18 protein-coding genes are annotated in these 17,127 nt (G+C 59.5%); 4 read left to right on the top strand and 14 right to left on the bottom strand.

Annotated elements, in window-relative coordinates; translation table 11 throughout:
• The first annotated feature begins 29 nt into the window (after window positions 1–29).
• Window positions 30–1,097, top strand: a complete 1,068-nt coding sequence (locus IB279_RS25840) for an SDR family oxidoreductase (RefSeq protein WP_113188126.1) — start codon at window positions 30–32, stop codon at window positions 1,095–1,097.
• A 149-nt stretch (window positions 1,098–1,246) separates the two neighbouring features.
• Here the strand turns inward: IB279_RS25840 and IB279_RS25835 are convergent, their stop codons facing one another.
• Together IB279_RS25835 and IB279_RS25830 are read right to left on the bottom strand one after the other, a co-directional pair.
• Window positions 1,247–1,555 (bottom strand): NifU family protein, encoded by a 309-nt coding sequence (locus IB279_RS25835; RefSeq protein ID WP_113188128.1) that lies wholly within the window; start codon window positions 1,553–1,555, stop codon window positions 1,247–1,249.
• Window positions 1,555–2,562: an amidohydrolase family protein gene (locus IB279_RS25830; RefSeq protein WP_060605037.1), complete on the bottom strand. Its 1,008-nt coding sequence runs from the start codon at window positions 2,560–2,562 to the stop codon at window positions 1,555–1,557. The genes IB279_RS25835 and IB279_RS25830 overlap by 1 nt, the downstream gene beginning before the upstream one ends.
• A gap of 197 nt (window positions 2,563–2,759) precedes the next feature.
• Between IB279_RS25830 and IB279_RS25825 the strand changes: the two genes are divergently transcribed.
• Together IB279_RS25825 and IB279_RS25820 are read left to right on the top strand one after the other, a co-directional pair.
• Entirely contained in the window at window positions 2,760–3,647 is an 888-nt protein-coding gene (locus IB279_RS25825; protein ID WP_090297713.1) for a transketolase, read from the top strand.
• 1 nt (window position 3,648) lies between these two features.
• Window positions 3,649–4,635, top strand: a complete 987-nt coding sequence (locus tag IB279_RS25820; RefSeq protein WP_113188130.1) for a transketolase family protein — start codon at window positions 3,649–3,651, stop codon at window positions 4,633–4,635.
• 93 nt (window positions 4,636–4,728) lie between these two features.
• Here the strand turns inward: IB279_RS25820 and gabD are convergent, their stop codons facing one another.
• On the bottom strand, window positions 4,729–6,189 hold the full coding sequence (gene gabD, locus IB279_RS25815; protein ID WP_113188132.1) for an NADP-dependent succinate-semialdehyde dehydrogenase: 1,461 nt from the start codon (window positions 6,187–6,189) through the stop codon (window positions 4,729–4,731).
• A gap of 1,441 nt (window positions 6,190–7,630) precedes the next feature.
• On the opposite strand from gabD, the gene IB279_RS25810 reads away from it, so the two are divergent.
• Window positions 7,631–8,479, top strand: a complete 849-nt coding sequence (locus IB279_RS25810) for a MipA/OmpV family protein (protein WP_113504519.1) — start codon at window positions 7,631–7,633, stop codon at window positions 8,477–8,479.
• A gap of 96 nt (window positions 8,480–8,575) precedes the next feature.
• Here IB279_RS25810 and IB279_RS25805 read toward each other — a convergent pair whose 3' ends face one another.
• The 11 genes from IB279_RS25805 to IB279_RS25755 all read right to left on the bottom strand — a co-directional run bounded on the left by IB279_RS25805 (window position 8,576) and on the right by IB279_RS25755 (window position 17,117).
• Window positions 8,576–8,866 carry a hypothetical protein gene (locus IB279_RS25805; protein WP_162741204.1) on the bottom strand — a complete coding sequence of 97 codons (291 nt, stop codon included), beginning with the start codon at window positions 8,864–8,866 and terminating at the stop codon, window positions 8,576–8,578.
• Between the two features lie 147 nt (window positions 8,867–9,013).
• Window positions 9,014–9,211, bottom strand: a complete 198-nt coding sequence (locus IB279_RS25800) for a tautomerase family protein (RefSeq protein ID WP_113188138.1) — start codon at window positions 9,209–9,211, stop codon at window positions 9,014–9,016.
• A 10-nt stretch (window positions 9,212–9,221) separates the two neighbouring features.
• Window positions 9,222–10,250, bottom strand: a complete 1,029-nt coding sequence (locus tag IB279_RS25795) for a proline racemase family protein (protein WP_192339961.1) — start codon at window positions 10,248–10,250, stop codon at window positions 9,222–9,224.
• A gap of 45 nt (window positions 10,251–10,295) precedes the next feature.
• Entirely contained in the window at window positions 10,296–11,018 is a 723-nt protein-coding gene (locus IB279_RS25790) for an amino acid ABC transporter ATP-binding protein (protein WP_113188141.1), read from the bottom strand.
• Window positions 11,015–11,668, bottom strand: a complete 654-nt coding sequence (locus tag IB279_RS25785; RefSeq protein WP_113188143.1) for an amino acid ABC transporter permease — start codon at window positions 11,666–11,668, stop codon at window positions 11,015–11,017. The genes IB279_RS25790 and IB279_RS25785 overlap by 4 nt, the downstream gene beginning before the upstream one ends.
• Before the next feature lie 9 nt (window positions 11,669–11,677).
• Entirely contained in the window at window positions 11,678–12,340 is a 663-nt protein-coding gene (locus IB279_RS25780; protein WP_113188145.1) for an amino acid ABC transporter permease, read from the bottom strand.
• A 198-nt stretch (window positions 12,341–12,538) separates the two neighbouring features.
• Entirely contained in the window at window positions 12,539–13,360 is an 822-nt protein-coding gene (locus IB279_RS25775; protein ID WP_113188147.1) for a transporter substrate-binding domain-containing protein, read from the bottom strand.
• A gap of 146 nt (window positions 13,361–13,506) precedes the next feature.
• Window positions 13,507–14,409 carry a bifunctional Delta(1)-pyrroline-2-carboxylate/Delta(1)-piperideine-2-carboxylate reductase gene (gene lhpI / locus IB279_RS25770; protein ID WP_113188149.1) on the bottom strand — a complete coding sequence of 301 codons (903 nt, stop codon included), beginning with the start codon at window positions 14,407–14,409 and terminating at the stop codon, window positions 13,507–13,509.
• Window positions 14,410–14,411: 2 nt separating this feature from the next.
• Window positions 14,412–15,419: a trans-3-hydroxy-L-proline dehydratase gene (gene lhpH / locus IB279_RS25765; RefSeq protein WP_113188151.1), complete on the bottom strand. Its 1,008-nt coding sequence runs from the start codon at window positions 15,417–15,419 to the stop codon at window positions 14,412–14,414.
• A gap of 100 nt (window positions 15,420–15,519) precedes the next feature.
• A complete protein-coding gene (gene solA / locus IB279_RS25760) occupies window positions 15,520–16,683 on the bottom strand; it encodes an N-methyl-L-tryptophan oxidase (RefSeq protein ID WP_162741205.1) in 1,164 nt (387 codons plus the stop codon).
• An 8-nt stretch (window positions 16,684–16,691) separates the two neighbouring features.
• The gene (locus IB279_RS25755) at window positions 16,692–17,117 is read right to left on the bottom strand and encodes a GNAT family N-acetyltransferase (RefSeq protein WP_113188154.1); all 426 of its coding nucleotides are present in this window, start codon (window positions 17,115–17,117) and stop codon (window positions 16,692–16,694) included.
• Window positions 17,118–17,127: the final 10 nt, after the last annotated feature.

The raw sequence follows: 17,127 nt of genomic DNA, 5'->3' as shown, positions 1-17,127 counted from the left end.
TCGCCCACACATCACAAAGGGAGGAATCCATGTATCAAAAACGCGCATTGATCGTCGGTGCGACGGGTATCGTCGGGCTGAATGTCGCCGAGCACCTCAGAGACCTGGGCGGCTGGGAAATCCACGGCGCCTCGCGCCGGCCGCCGCTTGGATCGTCTTATATCAAACCGCACGCGGTTGACCTGTTGAAGCGGGACGAGGCGATTGCCGCCCTCTCCCACCTGGCACCGACCCACATTTTCTACTGCTCCTGGACGCTCGGATCGAACGAGGACGAGAACATTCGCCTCAACGGCAACATGCTGAAGAACGTGCTCGACGCCTTCAAGGACAAGGGCTGCGTGCAGCATGTCGGGGTCGTCACCGGCACCAAGCATTATCTCGGGCCCTTCGAGGACTATGGCAAGGTCCAGCCGATCACGCCCTTCCGTGAAACAGCACCGCGCCTGCCGAAGAAGAACTTCTATTACGAGCTCGAAGACATCGCCATGGCCTATGCCGCCGAATACGACTTCGGCTGGTCGGTTCACCGCTCCCATACGATCATCGGCTATGCCGTCGGCAACCTGATGAACATCGGCGCAACGCTGGCAACACACGCCTCCATCTGCAAAGCGACCGGCCGCCCGTTCCGCTTCCCCGGAAGCCCGACCGCCTATCGGGGCCTCAACGACATCACCGATGCGCGCATCCTCGCCAAGCAAATCGTCTGGGCTGGCACGGAGCCGAATGCGCGCAACGAAGCGTTCAACGCTGTCAACGGAGATGTCTTCCGTTGGGAGCAGCTTTGGAAGACGATCGCCGACTATTTCGATGTCCCAGTGGCGGAGTATCCTGGTCAGTACAATTCGCTTGCGGAGCAGATGAAGGATCTTGGCAGTGACTGGGACCGGCTTGTTGGCCAACATGGCCTTCAACCCAACAAACTCGATCGCCTCGCCTCTGCCTGGCACACCGATCTCGACCTCGGGCGCCCGATGGAATGCGTGCACTCGATGGCCAAGGCGAGAGCGCTCGGCTTCACCGCGACACAGGATACGGAAAGCTCCTTCATCGACGTGTTCGACCGCCTGCGCGCCGAACGCATCATCCCTTGATAGACTAGCCAGATCGAATAAGACCACGGCGCGCCACTGGCGCGCCGTTTTGCTTGTCCTGGCTGCCGAAACGCCAAAGACGCCTGACACAAAGAAAAAGCCGCGCCCCTTGCAGGACGCGGCTTCGTCGTTTCATGATCCTCGCCTTGTCAGGCTATGAGTGGTCTAGACCCCAGTCGACGCGCCAATCGATCAAGCGTCTTGATGCTCGCATTGACCTGCTCGCAGCGGACTTCCGCGACGCCGTCCACTTCCATCAGATAGGTACGGATCGGCCCGACATAGGTCATCGCCATATTGGGGCAGGCCTTGCAAGCGCCGACGAGCTTGATGCTGACGACACCCTCCGGGCTGATGTCGGCGATCTCGATATCGCCGCCATGGCCAAGGATCAGGGGGCGGATGCGCGCAAAAGCAGCTTCGAGCGCATCCGTCGATATGGCAGAGCGGGCCGTCATCAGACCAGCCCCAGTTCGATCTTCTTGGCCTCGATGTCGATGCCCATGCCGCGGGCAAAGGCCTTGCCGAGGATATTTTCCTTCATCTCCCGGGTGATCTCCGGATAGCCGTAGCGCTCCTGCAGCTCCTCCGGCATTTCGAGATTGGCGAGCGTATCGATGTAGGTCTGGACATGCGGCCAGATGAAGGCCTCGGAGCCGTAGCAGATGCGGTCGGAGCCGACATAGAGCAAGGCTTCGCCGAGGCGTGCCAGCATCTTCCAGGGCTGGAGGTAGTACTGGTTAAACCAGAGCGGCAGGATCAGGTAGATGTTGTCAAAACGGCTGGCGATCGAGATCGTCTCGTCGACATAGGGATCACCGAGGTGATGTATCCCGAAGTTCAGCTCGGGGAAGTCCGCGGCGGCATACTGGATGTCGTTGGGTTTGAAGGCCTCGACCGGGCCGAGTTCCAGCGGAAAACCCTTGTGGAACTGCACCATCTTGATGCCAAGCTCGATCGCCTTCTCCCAGAGCGGATAGGCGATGTCGCGATCGTCGGCGCGCCATGAACAGCCACGGCGCTGGTACTGATAGAACTTCATGCTAACGGCGCCGAGTTCCCTGACCTGGCGCTCCATCTCTTCGAGCGCAAAATCAAGCCCGTGATAGGCCGGGTCAACACCACCGGTGAGTACCACGCGTTTCGGGTTCGACTTGGCGAAGGCATCGCTGAGTTCGACCGGACCAAGCCCGGCCCGCCAGTGCGAGAACAGCGGCACGGAGCAGGCGCTTGCCATATCGGTGTCGGAGTTCTCGAAGAGCATCTTGTTGCCCCATTCAAGATCGGGGTTGGAGAAGGTTTCCGTTTCCGGCGGCGGCCCTCGGCGACCCGTCAAATTGATGAAGCCGGCGATCTGCGAGCGCAGCAGTTTCACACGTCTGCCGTCGCTTCCCGGCTTGATCTGGTTGTCGCCGAAGTCCTGGGTATGGACCGCCGCGTCGAAAACAAACATCCCGTCTTTCATTGTTTACCTCCTTGAGAAAACCGCCGCCTTCACTTGCGTCCCTCACTAGGTAACATGAGCCAACCCGTTCATTTCTTTGGAATAGTTGAAGATTGTTTTCAGCTATTCGTGCGGGCGGCCGCGCGTTTCTAAAGCTAAAACAGACCTCGTGATCAAGCATTCCGTGGGGCGACCCACCTTGAGGACGAGGACAGCACGTGACCCAACCAGGCAGGATCGAAATAACCGGGGGCCGAAACAGCCTCAGACCGACTGACGAGGAAATCGCGTTCCTCAAGGACCGCGCCAAATTCTGTCGCCTCGAGACAATCAGGCTGATCGAGATCGCGAAAGTCGGCCATTACACCTCGGTCTTTTCCGCAGCCGAGCTGTTCTCGGCGCTCTATTACGACGCGATGGACCTCAGACGTGGCGAACCGAAATGGGAGGATCGCGACCGTTTCATGATGGGCAAGGGGCACGCGGCCGTCGGGCTCTTTCCCCTTCTCGCCGACCTCGACTTCATCGATCGTGACGTGCTCGACGGCTATACCCGCCTCGGCAATCCGCTGGGCGATCATCCTGATATGACGAAGGTGCCCGGCATTGATTTCAGCTCGGGCTCGATCGGCCACGCCCTTTCGGCTGGTTGCGGCATGGCGCTTGCCGGCCGGATGCTGGGCAAGGACTTCTACACCTACGTGATGATCGGCGATGGGGAGTTACAGGAAGGTCAGGTCTGGGAGGCTGCCCTCTTCGGCGCGCACAACGGGCTTGGAAAACTGATCGGCATCATCGATCGCAACGGTTACCAGCTTGACGGATCGGTCGACGACATCATCGGCGTCGAGCCGATTGTCGAGAAATGGCAGGCCTTCGGCTGGGAGACCCATGTCGTTGACGGCCACGATGTGGCGGCAGTCGCAACCTTGCTTCGCACGCTCAAGGCCGATCGCGAGCGGACACGCCCCGTGATGATTATTGCGGAGACGGTCAAGGGCAAGGGCGTCTCCTACATGGAAACCGAACCAGGCTGGCACCTCGGCTATCTCGACCCTTCGGATGCTGCGCGCGCAATTGCCGAAATCGAAGCGATGGAGATCTGAGATGAACAAGCCGCTTTCCGACAAGTCCTGGCAATACCGCCAGCTCAATGCCGTGACACCCGGCCTCGATGCGCTCTCCGACGCCCTCATTGAACTCGTCGCCGCAGGCGAGCCGATCGTGGCGGGCACCGCAGACCTGCAATATTCAAACGGGCTTGCGAAATTCCACGCGCACCATCCCGATCGCTTCGTTCAGTTCGGCATCTCCGAACAGAACATGGTGTCGGCCGCAGCCGGCATGGCTGCCGTCGGCATGAAGCCCTATGTCGCGACCTTCGCATCGTTCCTTGCACTGCTCTGCTGTGAGCAGATCCGGATGGACGTTGCCTATTCCAAGCTGCCGGTTCGGCTCATCGGCCACCACGCCGGCATTTCGCTCGGCTTTTACGGCACCTCGCACCACGCGACTGAGGACCTCGCCATCATGCGCTCGATCGCCAATCTGACGGTGATCGCGCCGGCCGATGGCAATCAGCTCAAGGAGGTCATCAAGGCCGCAAACGACTACCCGCATCCGATCTATATCCGCATCCAGCGCGGGCGCGATCCCGAAGTCTATGCCGACCGCCAGCCCTTCACGATCGGCAAGGCGATTTCCCACTATTCGGGAACCGACCTCACGATCATTGCCACGGGTTCCACCGTCCACCCCGCTCTCGAAGCGACCCGCGCGCTGCGGGCTGCGGGCGCCAGCGTCGGCTTCCTCGATATGGCGACGGTAAAACCGATCGACCGCGACGCCATTTTTGAAGCGGCTGCTCAAAGCCCGCGGATCTTGACGGTCGAGGAGCACAACGTACTGGGGGGATTGGGCGGCGCTGTCGCCGAGGTCCTGTCGAGCGAGGGGCTGCCAGTCAAGTTGACCCGGCATGGCATTTATGACGAATACAGCCTGATTGCGCCGCCGACCCACCTCTACGCGCACTATGAACTCGATGCGAAAGGCATTGAGGCTCGCGCCGCAAGACTGATCGAAGGACGCGCATGAAAAGGTTGCGGCACGTCTACCGCTAGACGGTGAAGACCACTCTACTCGGATGACCGCGGGGCCTGCGCTCCGCGGTAATTCTTTGTCTCCCTATCAGGCAACGCCGCCGAGGCAGACGTATTTGATCTCGGTGAACTCCTCGATGCCGTAGCGCGAGCCCTCTCGGCCAAGGCCGGAGAGCTTGACGCCGCCGAACGGCGCTTCCGCCGTCGAGATCAGCCCGGTGTTGACGCCGACCATGCCGTATTCCAGCGCTTCGGCCACCCGGAACACCCGAGCAAGCTCCTTGGCGTAGAAGTAGGACGCGAGACCGAATTCGGTGTCGTTTGCCTGCTCGATCACGTCTGCTTCATCCTTGAAGCGGAAGAGCGGAGCCACCGGGCCAAACGTTTCTTCGCGCGCGACAGCCATCGCCTGGGTGACATCGGCCAGAACCGTCGCCTCGTAGAAGGTGCCGCCGAGCGCATGACGCTTGCCGCCCTGGATGACGCGCGCGCCCTTCGACGTCGCATCGGCAACGTGCTCTTCCACCTTCTCCAGCGCCGCCTTGTCGATCAGCGGGCCGAGGATGACGCCCTCTTCAACGCCGTTGCCGATCTTCAGCTTGGCAACGGCCTTGGCGAGCTTGTCGGCAAAGGCGTCATAGACCTTGTCCTGCACATAGATGCGGTTGGCGCACACACAGGTCTGGCCATTGTTGCGGAACTTGGCGATCAGCGCACCTTCGACTGCCGCATCGAGATCGGCATCGTCAAAGACGATGAACGGCGCATTGCCGCCAAGCTCGAGACCGAGCTTCTTGATGGTAGCGGCACTCTGGCGGTAGAGCTCGGCACCCACTTCGGTCGAGCCCGTAAAGGTCAGCTTGCGCACGACCGGGTTGGAAGTCATCTCGGCGCCGATTTCGCGGGCAGAGCCGGTGATGACGCTGAAGAGGCCCTTGGGCAGGCCGGCGCGTTCGGCAAGGATGGCAATCGCGATCGCCGAAAACGGCGTCTGGGCTGCAGGTTTCAGCACCATGGCGCAACCGGCAGCGAATGCCGGGCCGGCCTTGCGGGTAATCATCGCATTGGGGAAGTTCCACGGCGTGATCGCCGCGACGACGCCGATCGGCTGCTTCATCACAAGGATGCGCTTGTCCGGCTGGTGGCCAGGGATCAGGTCGCCATAGATACGGCGGGCCTCTTCGGCGAACCACTCGACGAAGCTTGCGCCATAGACGATTTCGCCTGTCGCTTCGGCGAGCGGCTTGCCCTGCTCCAGCGTCAGGATGCGGCCGAGATCTTCCTTGTTCTCGATCATCAGCTCGAACCACTTGCGCAAGATCCCGGCGCGATCCTTGGCCGTGCGCGCTGCCCAGCCCTTCTGGGCCACGCGCGCCGCCTCGATCGCCGCCTTGGTTTCCTTGGCGCCGAGCTTCGGCACCCGGCCGATGATTTCACCGGTCGCCGGGTTGTTCACCTCGATCGCGTTCGCCGCGTCCGCCTCGATCCACTCGCCACCGACGAGCGATGCCTGGCGAAACAGTGATGGGTCTTTAAAATGTGTGAGCATGGGATTCTCCGACAGTCTCTTCGGGCTTTGCAATATGCCACCGCCCCCACCTCTGACGAAGTCTGCGGAACGGTGCTACCGCTAGCATTCAAGATTTCAACGGCCTTGTTTCATCGAGAATCCTGAAAGCTCTCTTCGCCATTCAGCGCGTGATTTTCGACTATGATAATGATTAAGATTGGGTCTCAGGTGAAGCATCTGGGCGCACGAGGAGAATGGAGGCGCTCGGAAACTCACCGGATCAGCATTGGGAGGATAACAGACATGCCTACGACTATACCCGCTCGAAAGACCGAATACCGGATGACGCTTCTCGAGCAAGTCCTTGTTTTGCTCGGTCAGGGGAGCATCTGGTACAACTGCTACGCCTATCCGTACGCTCATGGTCGAGCGACGGACCAATAGGTTCCCGCGCGGCACTGGAGGAACAATCGAATTCGCTATGGGAAACGGTGCCCAGTCTTGGATGGTGGCCGGGCACCGCTCGATCGCTTCAGTTCTTGTCCGAGTGAGCGCCCAGCAGCTTGCCGACAAACGACACCGTCGTCGCCTCCTGCTTGATCCCGTCCATGCGTACAGGCGCGTCAGTGAGCCTTCGCGAGCTCGGACTTCTTTTGGGCATTGCGGCGGGGAAGAGTTGCACCTAAACAATCGGCATTGTGGCTCGCCTTAGATTTCCATTGGCCAGGCATCGGAAACGCTGTACCCGTCCTGGAAAGCTCCCGCTGACGCGATATTGCACAACCGGCGCGTAATCGCCCAAACGACACGATTAAGTGGCCAGCGCATAATTCCACCCAAAAAACTCAGCGAATCGGCGGGCAGATATCGCTCTGCAACTGCTTCAGAAACGACAATATGCTCGTCATAAATCGCTGCAACGACACGTTTCCATCAGCCAAAGTGCGCTATCCACCGAATGGTATCGTCCCATTGTCAGGCGGAAGAAACCAATCGATAGCGCCAAGGATAGATGGGTCTCCCGGCGAAGTATTCTTAAAGTGCTCAAAAAACGAAGTGGGTCGCAACTCCACTTTCAACTCGCCGTGCTTCGCAATCCCGAGAACCGTGCACCGCTGCGACGGCGTCGCTGAAGCCAAAATCGAAGCTATCGCTGCTACGCGGTTGGTCAGGGCTTCTAGAGCCGTTAGGCCGTCGCCCTCTCGCGCCAACCCCTCGAAGGGTTGAACCGGCGATGATGACGATGACCAGGCACAGAACGAAAATGGCGGTTATCTGCCCGTGAAGGTAAAACGCGGCGCGTGTTCCGATCGCCGTATAGCAACCGTTGGCTAGCGGTCCCTTCTGCCCGCCTGATTGGCATCGCAACAAAGCGCAACATAACGACATCCATCGCCTGCCCAATTCGTGAAAGGACGAGAGTGTTTCTCACACGGCCCGGGCCTATGCCGGCGTCTTGTGTCACATCACTGGAGCCCACATGCATACTCTCAGTCGAATCTACAAACGCCTTTCGCCAGGCGCAATCTGCCTGATCCTCGCCTTCATGGGCACCACTTCAATTGCCTTCGGCGCGGATGCAAATTCTGCCGACACTATTCCTGAGCCGCAATTCGATCAGGAGCGCTTTTCAACCGAGTCAATGAAGCCGAAATGGAGCCTGACCGTCGGTGTTGGAGCGAGCTACAACCCGGAATATGAAGGCGGCGGCGACTTCAAGATCACCCCTATCCCTGTCGTGCTTTTCACCTACGGCGCCTGGCTTGAAATTGATCCGTCGGGCATCACCGCGAAGGCACTCGAACACGGCGGCTTTTCACTATCAGGCAAGGTCGGATACGAAACAGGTCGCGACGAGGACGACCATGACCGCCTCGAGGGACTTGGAGATATTGACTTCGCTGCCACTGTGGGTGCTAAGGCAGCCTACACTTGGAACGGATTGGAGATCTATGCTGCCGCGGACCAAACGATTGACGGCAGCGAAGGCCTGATTGGAACCTTCGGGATGGAATACTCCGCTCCGGTCACCGAGCACCTCATTCTTGGAGCCAAGGTCGAGGCGATCGTCGCAAATGACAAGCATATGGAGGCGTATTTCGGCGTTAACGGCGTCCAGTCTGCCGCCTCTGGCTTGCCTGAATACAAGGCGGAAGCTGGGTTGAAGCGCGTCAACGTTTCGGCGTCGGCCACACATCTGCTCACGGAGAATTGGCTGGTCCGAGGTGAAGCCGGGCTTGGCATTCTAACGGGCGATGCGGCCGACAGCCCAATCGTAGAAGAAAAGATACAGCCGTCGGCATCATTTTTTGTCGGCTACAGATTCTAGTGAACTTTTACCGCCGCGGCTTGTGTAAAGCGGCAGGGCGAAAACAAAAAGGCCGAGCGGACGCCCGGCCTTTCGCGCAACATCGCCTGATATTTCTTAGACCTGTTCGACCGTCACCGTAAACATGTAACCTCTGCTTGCTTCCCTCTCACGGTGACGCGAACCCAAAAACAGACCAACCGCGCATGGCTGGACATGCCCCAAGTCGGCTCCGCGACACAGCTCCGCCTGGATAATGTCTTGCACTGCGCATTCATTGTTCTGACCATCTATCACAACAAACTTTGGATTGACCGACGGCACACGGATCATGCGCTGTGTCAGATCGATAACGTAATCCGCGCTATCGTCGAGCACTTTCCAGACGGTTTCAATCGATGAATTCAACTGTCTCTCCTGGTCTTTTCGCGGCAGACGTCATTGCCCTGGCTATCCAAACGCGGGCTAGATCGCTCTGATATGGAAGCAGCGACGAGATCTCTCTCGTCGCTGTGCACCTGGAAGTTCGGGCGATTGACGGCCTCTCGAGCCTGTTCAGCTTTTGACTAAGCTATCCTCGAGCGGCGCGCCGGCGACAAACCACTCGCTGGAGGGGATCTCGACAAACAACACGATCGTCGCCTCCGGCTTGATCTCGCCCACCCGTTCAAGTGTGTCGGTGATGGCTTTCGCGAGCTCAGCTTTCTTCTCGGCGCTGCGACCTGGAAAGAGTTCGATTTTCACGATCGGCATGAGTGTAGCTTCAATTATCCATCGGCCAGGTATCGGAGACGCGGTATCCGCCCTGGAAAGGATCGGATGGATCTACCATCAGTTGCTTCGTGCCGACGATCCAGGCGCGGCCCGAAAGGGTGGGGCGAATTGCCTGCATACCGTTGAGCTCAACCGTCTCGTCGATGCTGCAATGGAACTCGCTGTCGAGAAGCGAGATACCGACAAACCTGTCACCGGCCTTCATCAACCCCTTAGCATGGAGAACGGCCATACGGGCGGAGCAGCCCGTGCCGCAAGGCGAACGGTCGATCTTGCCTGGACGAATTGAAACAGCGTTCTTGCCATGCAGGACGCCATCCTTGATGAACACCGGATCGGTCATCTGGCAGAAGGAGATCCCACTCCAGTCGTTTGCCGGATGCTTGAAACCGATCTGCTCGTTGGCAGCCTCCGTGATTTTCACGCCCAACCGCGCAATGTCGCGCGCCTGATCGGGGCGGAGGTTCAAACCGAGCGCCGCGGCGTCGACAATGACGAAGCTGTCGCCGCCATAGGCGGTGTCGACGGTGACTGTTCCGATCCCCTCCACCTCGAGCTTCACGTCAAGCTTGTCGGCAAACGAGGGTACGTTGCGCACGCGGATGCGCTCGGCCTTGCCGTTTCGGCATTCCGCTTCGACATCGATCAGGCCGCCGGGGGCTTCCAGGGTGAGATGCGTGACCGGCTCCTCCATCGGGACGATACCGGTGTCGAGCAGGACCGTTGAGACGCACATCGAATTTGAACCCGACATGGGCGGCGTGTCTGCGGGCTCCATGATGATCCAGCCCATCTGCGCCTTCGGGTCCTTGGGCGGCACCAGCAGGTTGACGTGGCGGAAGACGCCGCCGCGCGGTTCGTTGAGGACGAAATTGCGAAGGGTTTCATCCTCGGCGATCCAGCGCGCCTGATCCCAGATGGTCGCCCCCAACGGCGGTGCTACGCCGCCGACGATGACGTCACCGACTTCTCCCTCGGCATGGCAACTAACGACATGGACGATTTTGGATGAGCGCAATTTCACATTCCTCGATTGCTTGAGAGTCCGGTTTGTCAGCGGTTTTCACGTCGACGACTTCAGGAATGCGGCCGTTTCCGCCTTCTCTGGGCTCTCGAAGATCTGCTCTGGCGTCCCGATCTCGTGAATGCGCCCCTCGCGAAAGAACGCGACGCGATCCGATACTTCGCGCGCAAAGCGCATCTCGTGGGTGACAACAATCATTGTCATGCCCTCCTTCGACAGCATGCGCATCGTGTCGAGCACCTCGCCGACAAGCTGCGGATCAAGTGCGGAGGTAACCTCGTCGAACAGCATGTAGTCCGGCGACATCGCAAGTGCCCTTGCGATCGCCATACGCTGCTGCTGGCCGCCGGAAAGCCGGGAGGGAAACACGCCGATCTTTTCCTTCAAGCCGACATGCGAGAGCTGCTCGATCGCGATCGCTTCCGCCTCCTCCTTGGACTTGCCGAGGACTTTTCTCGGAGCAAGCGTCACGTTTTCAAGCACCGTCAGGTGCGGAAAGGCGTTCCACTGCTGAAAGACGATGCCGATGCGGCGGCGAAGCTTGTTGAGGTCGGTCGCCTTGGCGTGAACCTCCACGCCATCGACCGTGATCCGGCCCTGCTGGATACCCTCCAGGCCATTGATGCACATCAGCATGGTCGACTTGCCGGACCCCGAACCGCCGATCATCGACAGGACTTCGCCCTTTTGCACCGACAGATCGACGCCTTGCAGCACATGCAACAAGCCGAATTGTTTGTGAACGTTCTCAATGGCAATCATTGCGTGCCCCACTTCTTCTCAAGTTGATTGCCGAGTCTGGCGATTGGAAAGCTCATCACGAAGTAGATCAGTCCGGTAATGCCGAGGATCAGCAGCGGCTCCTGAACCCGCGACGTGACGATCTGTGAACTGCGCAGAAGCTCGACGATGCCGATCCAGAGCACGAGCGCCGTGTCTTTCATCACGCCGAGCGTGAGCCCGATCCAGCTTGGAAAGACGACACGGGTGGCGATCGGCAGCGTGATCGACGTCAATTCCTGTCGCCAGCTGAGGCCGAGAGACCGCGCCGCCCGGCGCGTCGTCTGTGGGACAGCGCCGACACCGCTTCTGACGATCTCGGTGCAGAAGGCGGAGGCGTAGATCCCCAGGCATATGCATCCGACTGTAAAGGTCGGCCAGTTCAGCTTCAGCATGCTGTTGAACGAATTGAACAGGACGAGCTGGATAAGCAGCGGAACCGACCGGAAGACATCGAGAACGGCGCCGAGCGAATTGCCGATCCACCCGGGCGCGCTGGCCCGGACAAGACCGAAGAGCACGCCAAGAACCGTGCCTATGACGACGGCTACAAGGGTGATTGAAAGCGTGGTCACGGCCCCCGACAGCAAGAACAGGAAGTCGCCCCACGAAAATGATCCACCGAAATACATCGTGGCCTCCTAGTAACGGAACAGGCGCCAGGCCACGACGCGCGCCGACAGCGTAAAGGCCTTGGAAATGAGGTAGTAGAGGCATGCGGCGACGAAGAAATACTCGAAGGTCCGGTAGGTCACGACGTTGAGTTCCTGCGTGACGCCCGTGAGATCGGTGGTCAGGCCGACGATGACGCCAAGCGAGCTCATCAGGACGGACCACACCATCTGGTTGGTCATGGCGTGGAAAACCGCGCGCAGCATCTGCGGGATCACGATATGCCACTGGGTCTGCACTGCCCCCATGCCAAGGGAGCGCGCCGCCCGCGTTTGCGTCTCGGGAACGGCTGCAAAGCCGCCGCGGAACGTCTCGGCGAGATAGCCGGCATTGTTGAACGTGATGCCGAGCAACAGCGCCGCATAGGAGCCGACCTGCAGGCCGAGCGACCCGAGACCGAAAAACAGCATATAGATCTGGAAGAGCGCGGGCGTGTTTCTCGCCGTCTCAATCCACATGTCGGCCGGCAGGGACAGGTAGTTTTTGCCGGATCGCTTGGCGAGAGCCAGGAAAATAGCGAGAATCGTTCCGAGCACCATGGCAAGGCCCGCGATCTCGATCGTCTGCAGAGCGCCCCACAGCATGTCGGGAAGCGAGCGCAGAACCGGCCTCCACTGAAATTCATAGTCCATTTGCGACCTCATTCTCTGAAGGCACCCGCGATTGCGGCGGTGCGCACAAAGAGGAATTTACGAACACGGGAAGCCGCAGGGGCGCCGGCAGCCACTTGCGTTCATTGACGATTGCAGCTTCGATCCATGACGGTACCGCGCTCTCGAATGGCGCCCGATCCATCATGATCGGGCGCCATTTCTGATGGGACGAGCCGATTAGCGGTAGACGCCGGGAACAGTGAGGTCGGGTGCTGCGCCGACATCTTCACCAATCCACTTCTTGTAGAGTTCCGCGTAGCGGCCCGAGCGCACCTGGCGGTTCAGGAACAAGTTGACGTAGTTGAGCCAGCCTTGTTCCTGGCGCTTGACGATCAGTGCGCAAAAGTCCGCGTCGACCGGCGCAGGGCCGACAACCTTGAGGCCTGGATATTTGCCGGATTCGATGATCGCCGCGGCGATCGTCGAGGTGGTGTAGGTCGCGTCAATGCGCTTCTGACCGAGCGCCAGGAACGTGTCCGACTGGGTCTGGAATGTCAGCATTTTCGACGCCGGATCGTTCTTCTTCTCGACTTCCTTGGCAAGGGCCAGCGTTTCGTATGCGCCGGCAGGACCGCCGACCGTATGCCCCTTGATGTCGTCAGGCGCTTTGATGCCGGAATCCTCGCGCGCAAGCACGATCGTCTCGAACACGAAGTAGGGGATCGAGAAGCCTACGGTCTTTGCACGCTCCAGCGTGTCGGAGGCGACAGCGACCGCGACGTCCGCCCGACCCGACAGGATCGCCGGAATGCGGTCATTTTCCGGGGTATCGACGATCTCGACCTCGACGCCGAGCGCCTTTCCGAGGTCATTGCAATAATCCACGTCGAAGCCGATCGGATTGTTATCGGCGTCGCGCGAACCGTTCGGAGGGAAATCGAGCTGCACGGCGCAGCGAAGCTTGCCTGAGCTGATGATGTCGTCGAGCTGATCTGCATGGGCGGCCGAGCTGCAGATCGCTGCAGCGGCGAAAGCCATGAGCGGGATGAGTTTCTTCATTTCCAGTTCCTCTCTTTGTTTTCAGCTGTTATTGCATATCGACTATCGTATACGATTCTCGCGATGGGTTTTCTGCTGCAAAAGAGTGTACCACGACCGCATCAGGATATCGTATACGATAGTCTATTAGTGTCAATGTTGATCGGTCATTGCTGTCCAATCGAATGCCGAGCCACACGACATGCGGCGAGGTCCCATGCCGCACAGCCCACACTCTTGAAGAAGATGGGGCCGTCAACACCCGTCGAGCCCTGCAAAACATCGCCAAGCGAGATCACGCGAGACCAGTCGACGCCGGCCAAAATGAGGTCGCCGGCTTCGTGGTGCGCGCCAGCTGGGTCGTCGACGATGGCGGTGCTCGCCAACACGGTTTCGCGGCCGACTTCGGCAGCGTCCGGCGTAAACGCCCCTACACCGACTACGAGCCGATCCTTGGTCGCCGCCTCTGCGTAGACGGGAGTTTTGCTCGTGGTCAGCGTAACAACAACGTCAGCGCGTGACCAATCTCGATCCGCAAAGGGCTCGACGGCGCAGGAAACGTGCCTGGCGCAAAACAGGTCCTCCTCCCGCCGCGATATTCCGGCAACCACGAGCTCGGCATCGGGAAAGAAGGATGAAAAAGCTTGCGCATGTGTCGATGCCTGCTTGCCGGTACCGACGATCGCAATGCGCTTTGGTGGCGCTACCCGAAGCCGACTTATTGCCAACAGCGTTATCGCCGCCGTCCTCCTGCCGGTCACTGTCGGACCATCGAGGGCGAACAGGGAAACCCCGGTCACAGCGTCGTATGCAACAACCTCGCCGTTGATCGTTGGCAGATCTCGAGAAAAGTTTGTCGGGCACACATTGACCAGCTTGTGGCTCGCTATGTCCGGTGCGCTGGCGGGCATGGAAAGCATGACGCCTCCGTCTGCCAGAGGAATGACCAACCGCTCCGGGCTTGCAATCTTTCCCGCTGCATACTCCGCCACGGTTGTCTCCATCTCCCCGACGAGCAAATCGAAGGGAAGCAAAGATTCCGTGGCCGCTGCATCAAACCGCTTGATCATTGTCAGCCCACCAGAAATCCGAACTTGAGCGGATCGGCTTCGTCGATCACCCAGTTGGCGAAGCCGCAAATATGCGCACTCCCCTCGACTTCCGGGATGATTGCGTCGAATTCTCCGACCTTAGCCTCAGATAGCACGCGTCCCTTGAAGATCGTGCCGATGATCGATTCATTGACCAACGTGTCTGTGGCCCCCATCTCGCCGCGCAGATAGAGCTGCGCGACCCGGCCGGCAGTGCCGGACCCGGTCGGCGAGCGATCGACGGCGCGGTCGGCATAAACACAGCAATTTGCCTGCGTGGACCCCTCATGACGCGGGTCGCCGTATACCATGACGCCATAGACGTTGTTGAATTCCGGGATTTCGGGATGCACGAAAGGCATCTTGGCGTTCACTGCGGCCTTGATCTCGTATCCAAGCTGCATGACGCGCTGCGCATCATGCTCGCGGATTTCCACGCCGAGCTTTCTGCCATCGACATAGAAATAGGTTGCGCCGCCATAGGCGACATCGCCCGTAACCTCACCAAAGGTCGGCGTGTGAACCGTTACGTCGCGACTAAAGATGAACGAGGGAACGTTGACGAAGCGAACTGCCCCGACACGTTCGCCATCCCATTCGACATGGGCTTCGATATAGCCGCAGGGCGCATCGATGCCGACCTTGGTCTCCGGCGCCTTCCGCTCGATCCAGCCCAGTTCCACGGCAGCGGTCGCCAGAGCGATGACGCCATGACCGCAATGAGGGCTGTAGCCCATATTGTTGAGGAAGATGACGCCAAAATCGGCCTCGGGGTGGACCGGCTCGGTCAGATAGCCACCGTAAAGATCCTTGTGGCCGCGGGGCTCGAGAAGCACCGCCCGACGGTAGTGGTCAGCATTCTGTTCGAGCCAGGTGATGCGCTCGACGATGGTATCACCCGGAATCTTGGGTAGCCCTTGAGTGACCAGGCGGAAAGTTTCGCCGCAGGTGTGCAGCTCGACAGTGGTCAGGAACCGATCGTACTTCATGCTTCTCCCTCTTGCAGACGGCGACTGCCGTTCCATTTCTATTTTCAGATATCGTATACGATATCTTATATGAGTCAAGCCGCTTTCGGCTGGGCCGAGTCTATTTGGTATTTTCGGAAAGGAACCGATTCGCACTGAACGGAGACAGGTCAGCAATCGGACGCTCCGTGAGCAGCCCTGCTACGGCCTCACCGATGCCCAGGGCATGCTTGAAACCATGGCCCGAACACGCCGATACCAAAAACACGCCCGGGACCTCAGGGTGCCAATCGAGCAGGAATCCGTGATCTGGGGTCGATGTGTAGTAGCAGGTCTCCGAGCGGTGCAGGTTCGTGGAAACGCCGCCAAAAAACGGCTGGACGTGACGGCGGTGAAATTCGTCAGCGGACAGGCCACGAGACCCAATAGCCTCGGTATCAGCCACGAAGAGCTTCACTGCGTCCTCGCCCCCTTCGAGCGGAAAGACGGTGGCGCATTCGCCGCCAACGCTCTCGCGAAACCACATCAAGGTCGGAAATTTACCAGGCCGATAGGCGGCCGTGTCGGACGCTTTGAAGCTGAAGGTTCTTTGCCGGGAAACCGACAAGAGTTGGCCTAACGGCCCACCGAGAAGCTCATCTGCCCATCGACCGGCGGCAACGGCGACCTTTCGCGCGCGAAGCCGAAGACCGCCGGCCTCCACTTCCACGCCACCTTCGACCGGAGAAATCCGGCTGACGGCGGTATTCTCAAGGATTTCAGCGCCCTCTTGCCTGGCCAGTGCGATTTGCAGCTTCAACAGTGGCTCCGGCCGGATAAAGCCGGCGTTCGGTTCGAAGTAGCCGACGTCGTCATGGGTCACGCCGACGAGCTGTGGGTAGAGGCGTTTCAAGTCGATGGAGGACAGGAGCTGATGCGCAATATCATTGGCCTTGGCAATCTCGACCGTATCACGCAGAAAGCTGTCGGGACGCCCGGCAAGGTCCGATCCGATTATCAAAGTCCCCGTACGGCCGGCCAGCTCGACGCCAGATTGCCGCTCAAGATCACGCAAGAGCTCGTTCGAGCGGCGGACGAAGTGAAGGTAGGCAGGACCTTCGGCGACAGCCTCTCTGGTCACTCTATAGCCGCCATGGCTCGCGCCATGCTGATGGGGCGGACTGTGTCGGTCGATGCCGACAACCTTCGCGCCTGAGCGCGCGAGGAAGTAGAGTGTCGACGCCCCCATCGCCCCAAGGCCAATCACAGCATAGTCGACATCAACGACAGTCTGATCAGTGTTCATGGCAGAGCTCAGGACGACTGACGCATGAAATAGAGGCCCGGCAGATTGCTGGTGAACCCCCATTTCTCATAGAAGGGCACCATCTCCTCCAGGCAATAGAGTTCACGGTGCTTGACGGCGGACAAAAGGGGATCAGTCATCACCGTCTCCATCAAAAGCCGGCCAAGTCCGGTGTTGCGCCATGTGTCCTTGACGATGATGTCGAATATCATCGCTTTGTAGACGCCGTCCGTCATCGCGCGCGCAAACGCGACGAGTTCACCGTTCAACGGATCAACGAAAGCGAAAATCGGCCCCGAATGCCGCATCAGCCGTTCGACGTCTGCCTTCTGCCGCCCCTTGGTCCACCACTCCTGTTGAAAGAGATCGACCAACTGGTCCACCTGTCCCGGCGTCAGCTCGCGCCGCAATTCAAGTCTGTTTTTATCAAGCATCGTCTTCCAC

The organism is Ensifer sp. ENS06, assembly GCF_014852205.1.
Classification (GTDB): domain Bacteria; phylum Pseudomonadota; class Alphaproteobacteria; order Rhizobiales; family Rhizobiaceae; genus Ensifer; species Ensifer adhaerens.
This window is presented reverse-complemented; position numbering and strand designations above follow the sequence as displayed.

Bases quoted from the DNA above. Each gene is read 5' to 3' on its own strand.
- IB279_RS25840 (WP_113188126.1), top strand. From the start codon at position 30: ATGTATCAAAAACGCGCATTGATCGTCGGTGCGACGGGTATCGTCGGG.
- IB279_RS25835 (WP_113188128.1), bottom strand. From the start codon at position 1,555: ATGACGGCCCGCTCTGCCATATCGACGGATGCGCTCGAAGCTGCTTTT.
- IB279_RS25830 (WP_060605037.1), bottom strand. From the start codon at position 2,562: ATGAAAGACGGGATGTTTGTTTTCGACGCGGCGGTCCATACCCAGGAC.
- IB279_RS25820 (WP_113188130.1), top strand. From the start codon at position 3,649: ATGAACAAGCCGCTTTCCGACAAGTCCTGGCAATACCGCCAGCTCAAT.
- gabD (WP_113188132.1), bottom strand. From the start codon at position 6,189: ATGCTCACACATTTTAAAGACCCATCACTGTTTCGCCAGGCATCGCTC.
- IB279_RS25810 (WP_113504519.1), top strand. From the start codon at position 7,631: ATGCATACTCTCAGTCGAATCTACAAACGCCTTTCGCCAGGCGCAATC.
- IB279_RS25800 (WP_113188138.1), bottom strand. From the start codon at position 9,211: ATGCCGATCGTGAAAATCGAACTCTTTCCAGGTCGCAGCGCCGAGAAG.
- IB279_RS25790 (WP_113188141.1), bottom strand. From the start codon at position 11,018: ATGATTGCCATTGAGAACGTTCACAAACAATTCGGCTTGTTGCATGTG.
- IB279_RS25785 (WP_113188143.1), bottom strand. From the start codon at position 11,668: ATGTATTTCGGTGGATCATTTTCGTGGGGCGACTTCCTGTTCTTGCTG.
- IB279_RS25780 (WP_113188145.1), bottom strand. From the start codon at position 12,340: ATGGACTATGAATTTCAGTGGAGGCCGGTTCTGCGCTCGCTTCCCGAC.
- IB279_RS25775 (WP_113188147.1), bottom strand. From the start codon at position 13,360: ATGAAGAAACTCATCCCGCTCATGGCTTTCGCCGCTGCAGCGATCTGC.
- lhpI (WP_113188149.1), bottom strand. From the start codon at position 14,409: ATGATCAAGCGGTTTGATGCAGCGGCCACGGAATCTTTGCTTCCCTTC.
- lhpH (WP_113188151.1), bottom strand. From the start codon at position 15,419: ATGAAGTACGATCGGTTCCTGACCACTGTCGAGCTGCACACCTGCGGC.
- solA (WP_162741205.1), bottom strand. From the start codon at position 16,683: ATGAACACTGATCAGACTGTCGTTGATGTCGACTATGCTGTGATTGGC.
- IB279_RS25755 (WP_113188154.1), bottom strand. From the start codon at position 17,117: ATGCTTGATAAAAACAGACTTGAATTGCGGCGCGAGCTGACGCCGGGA.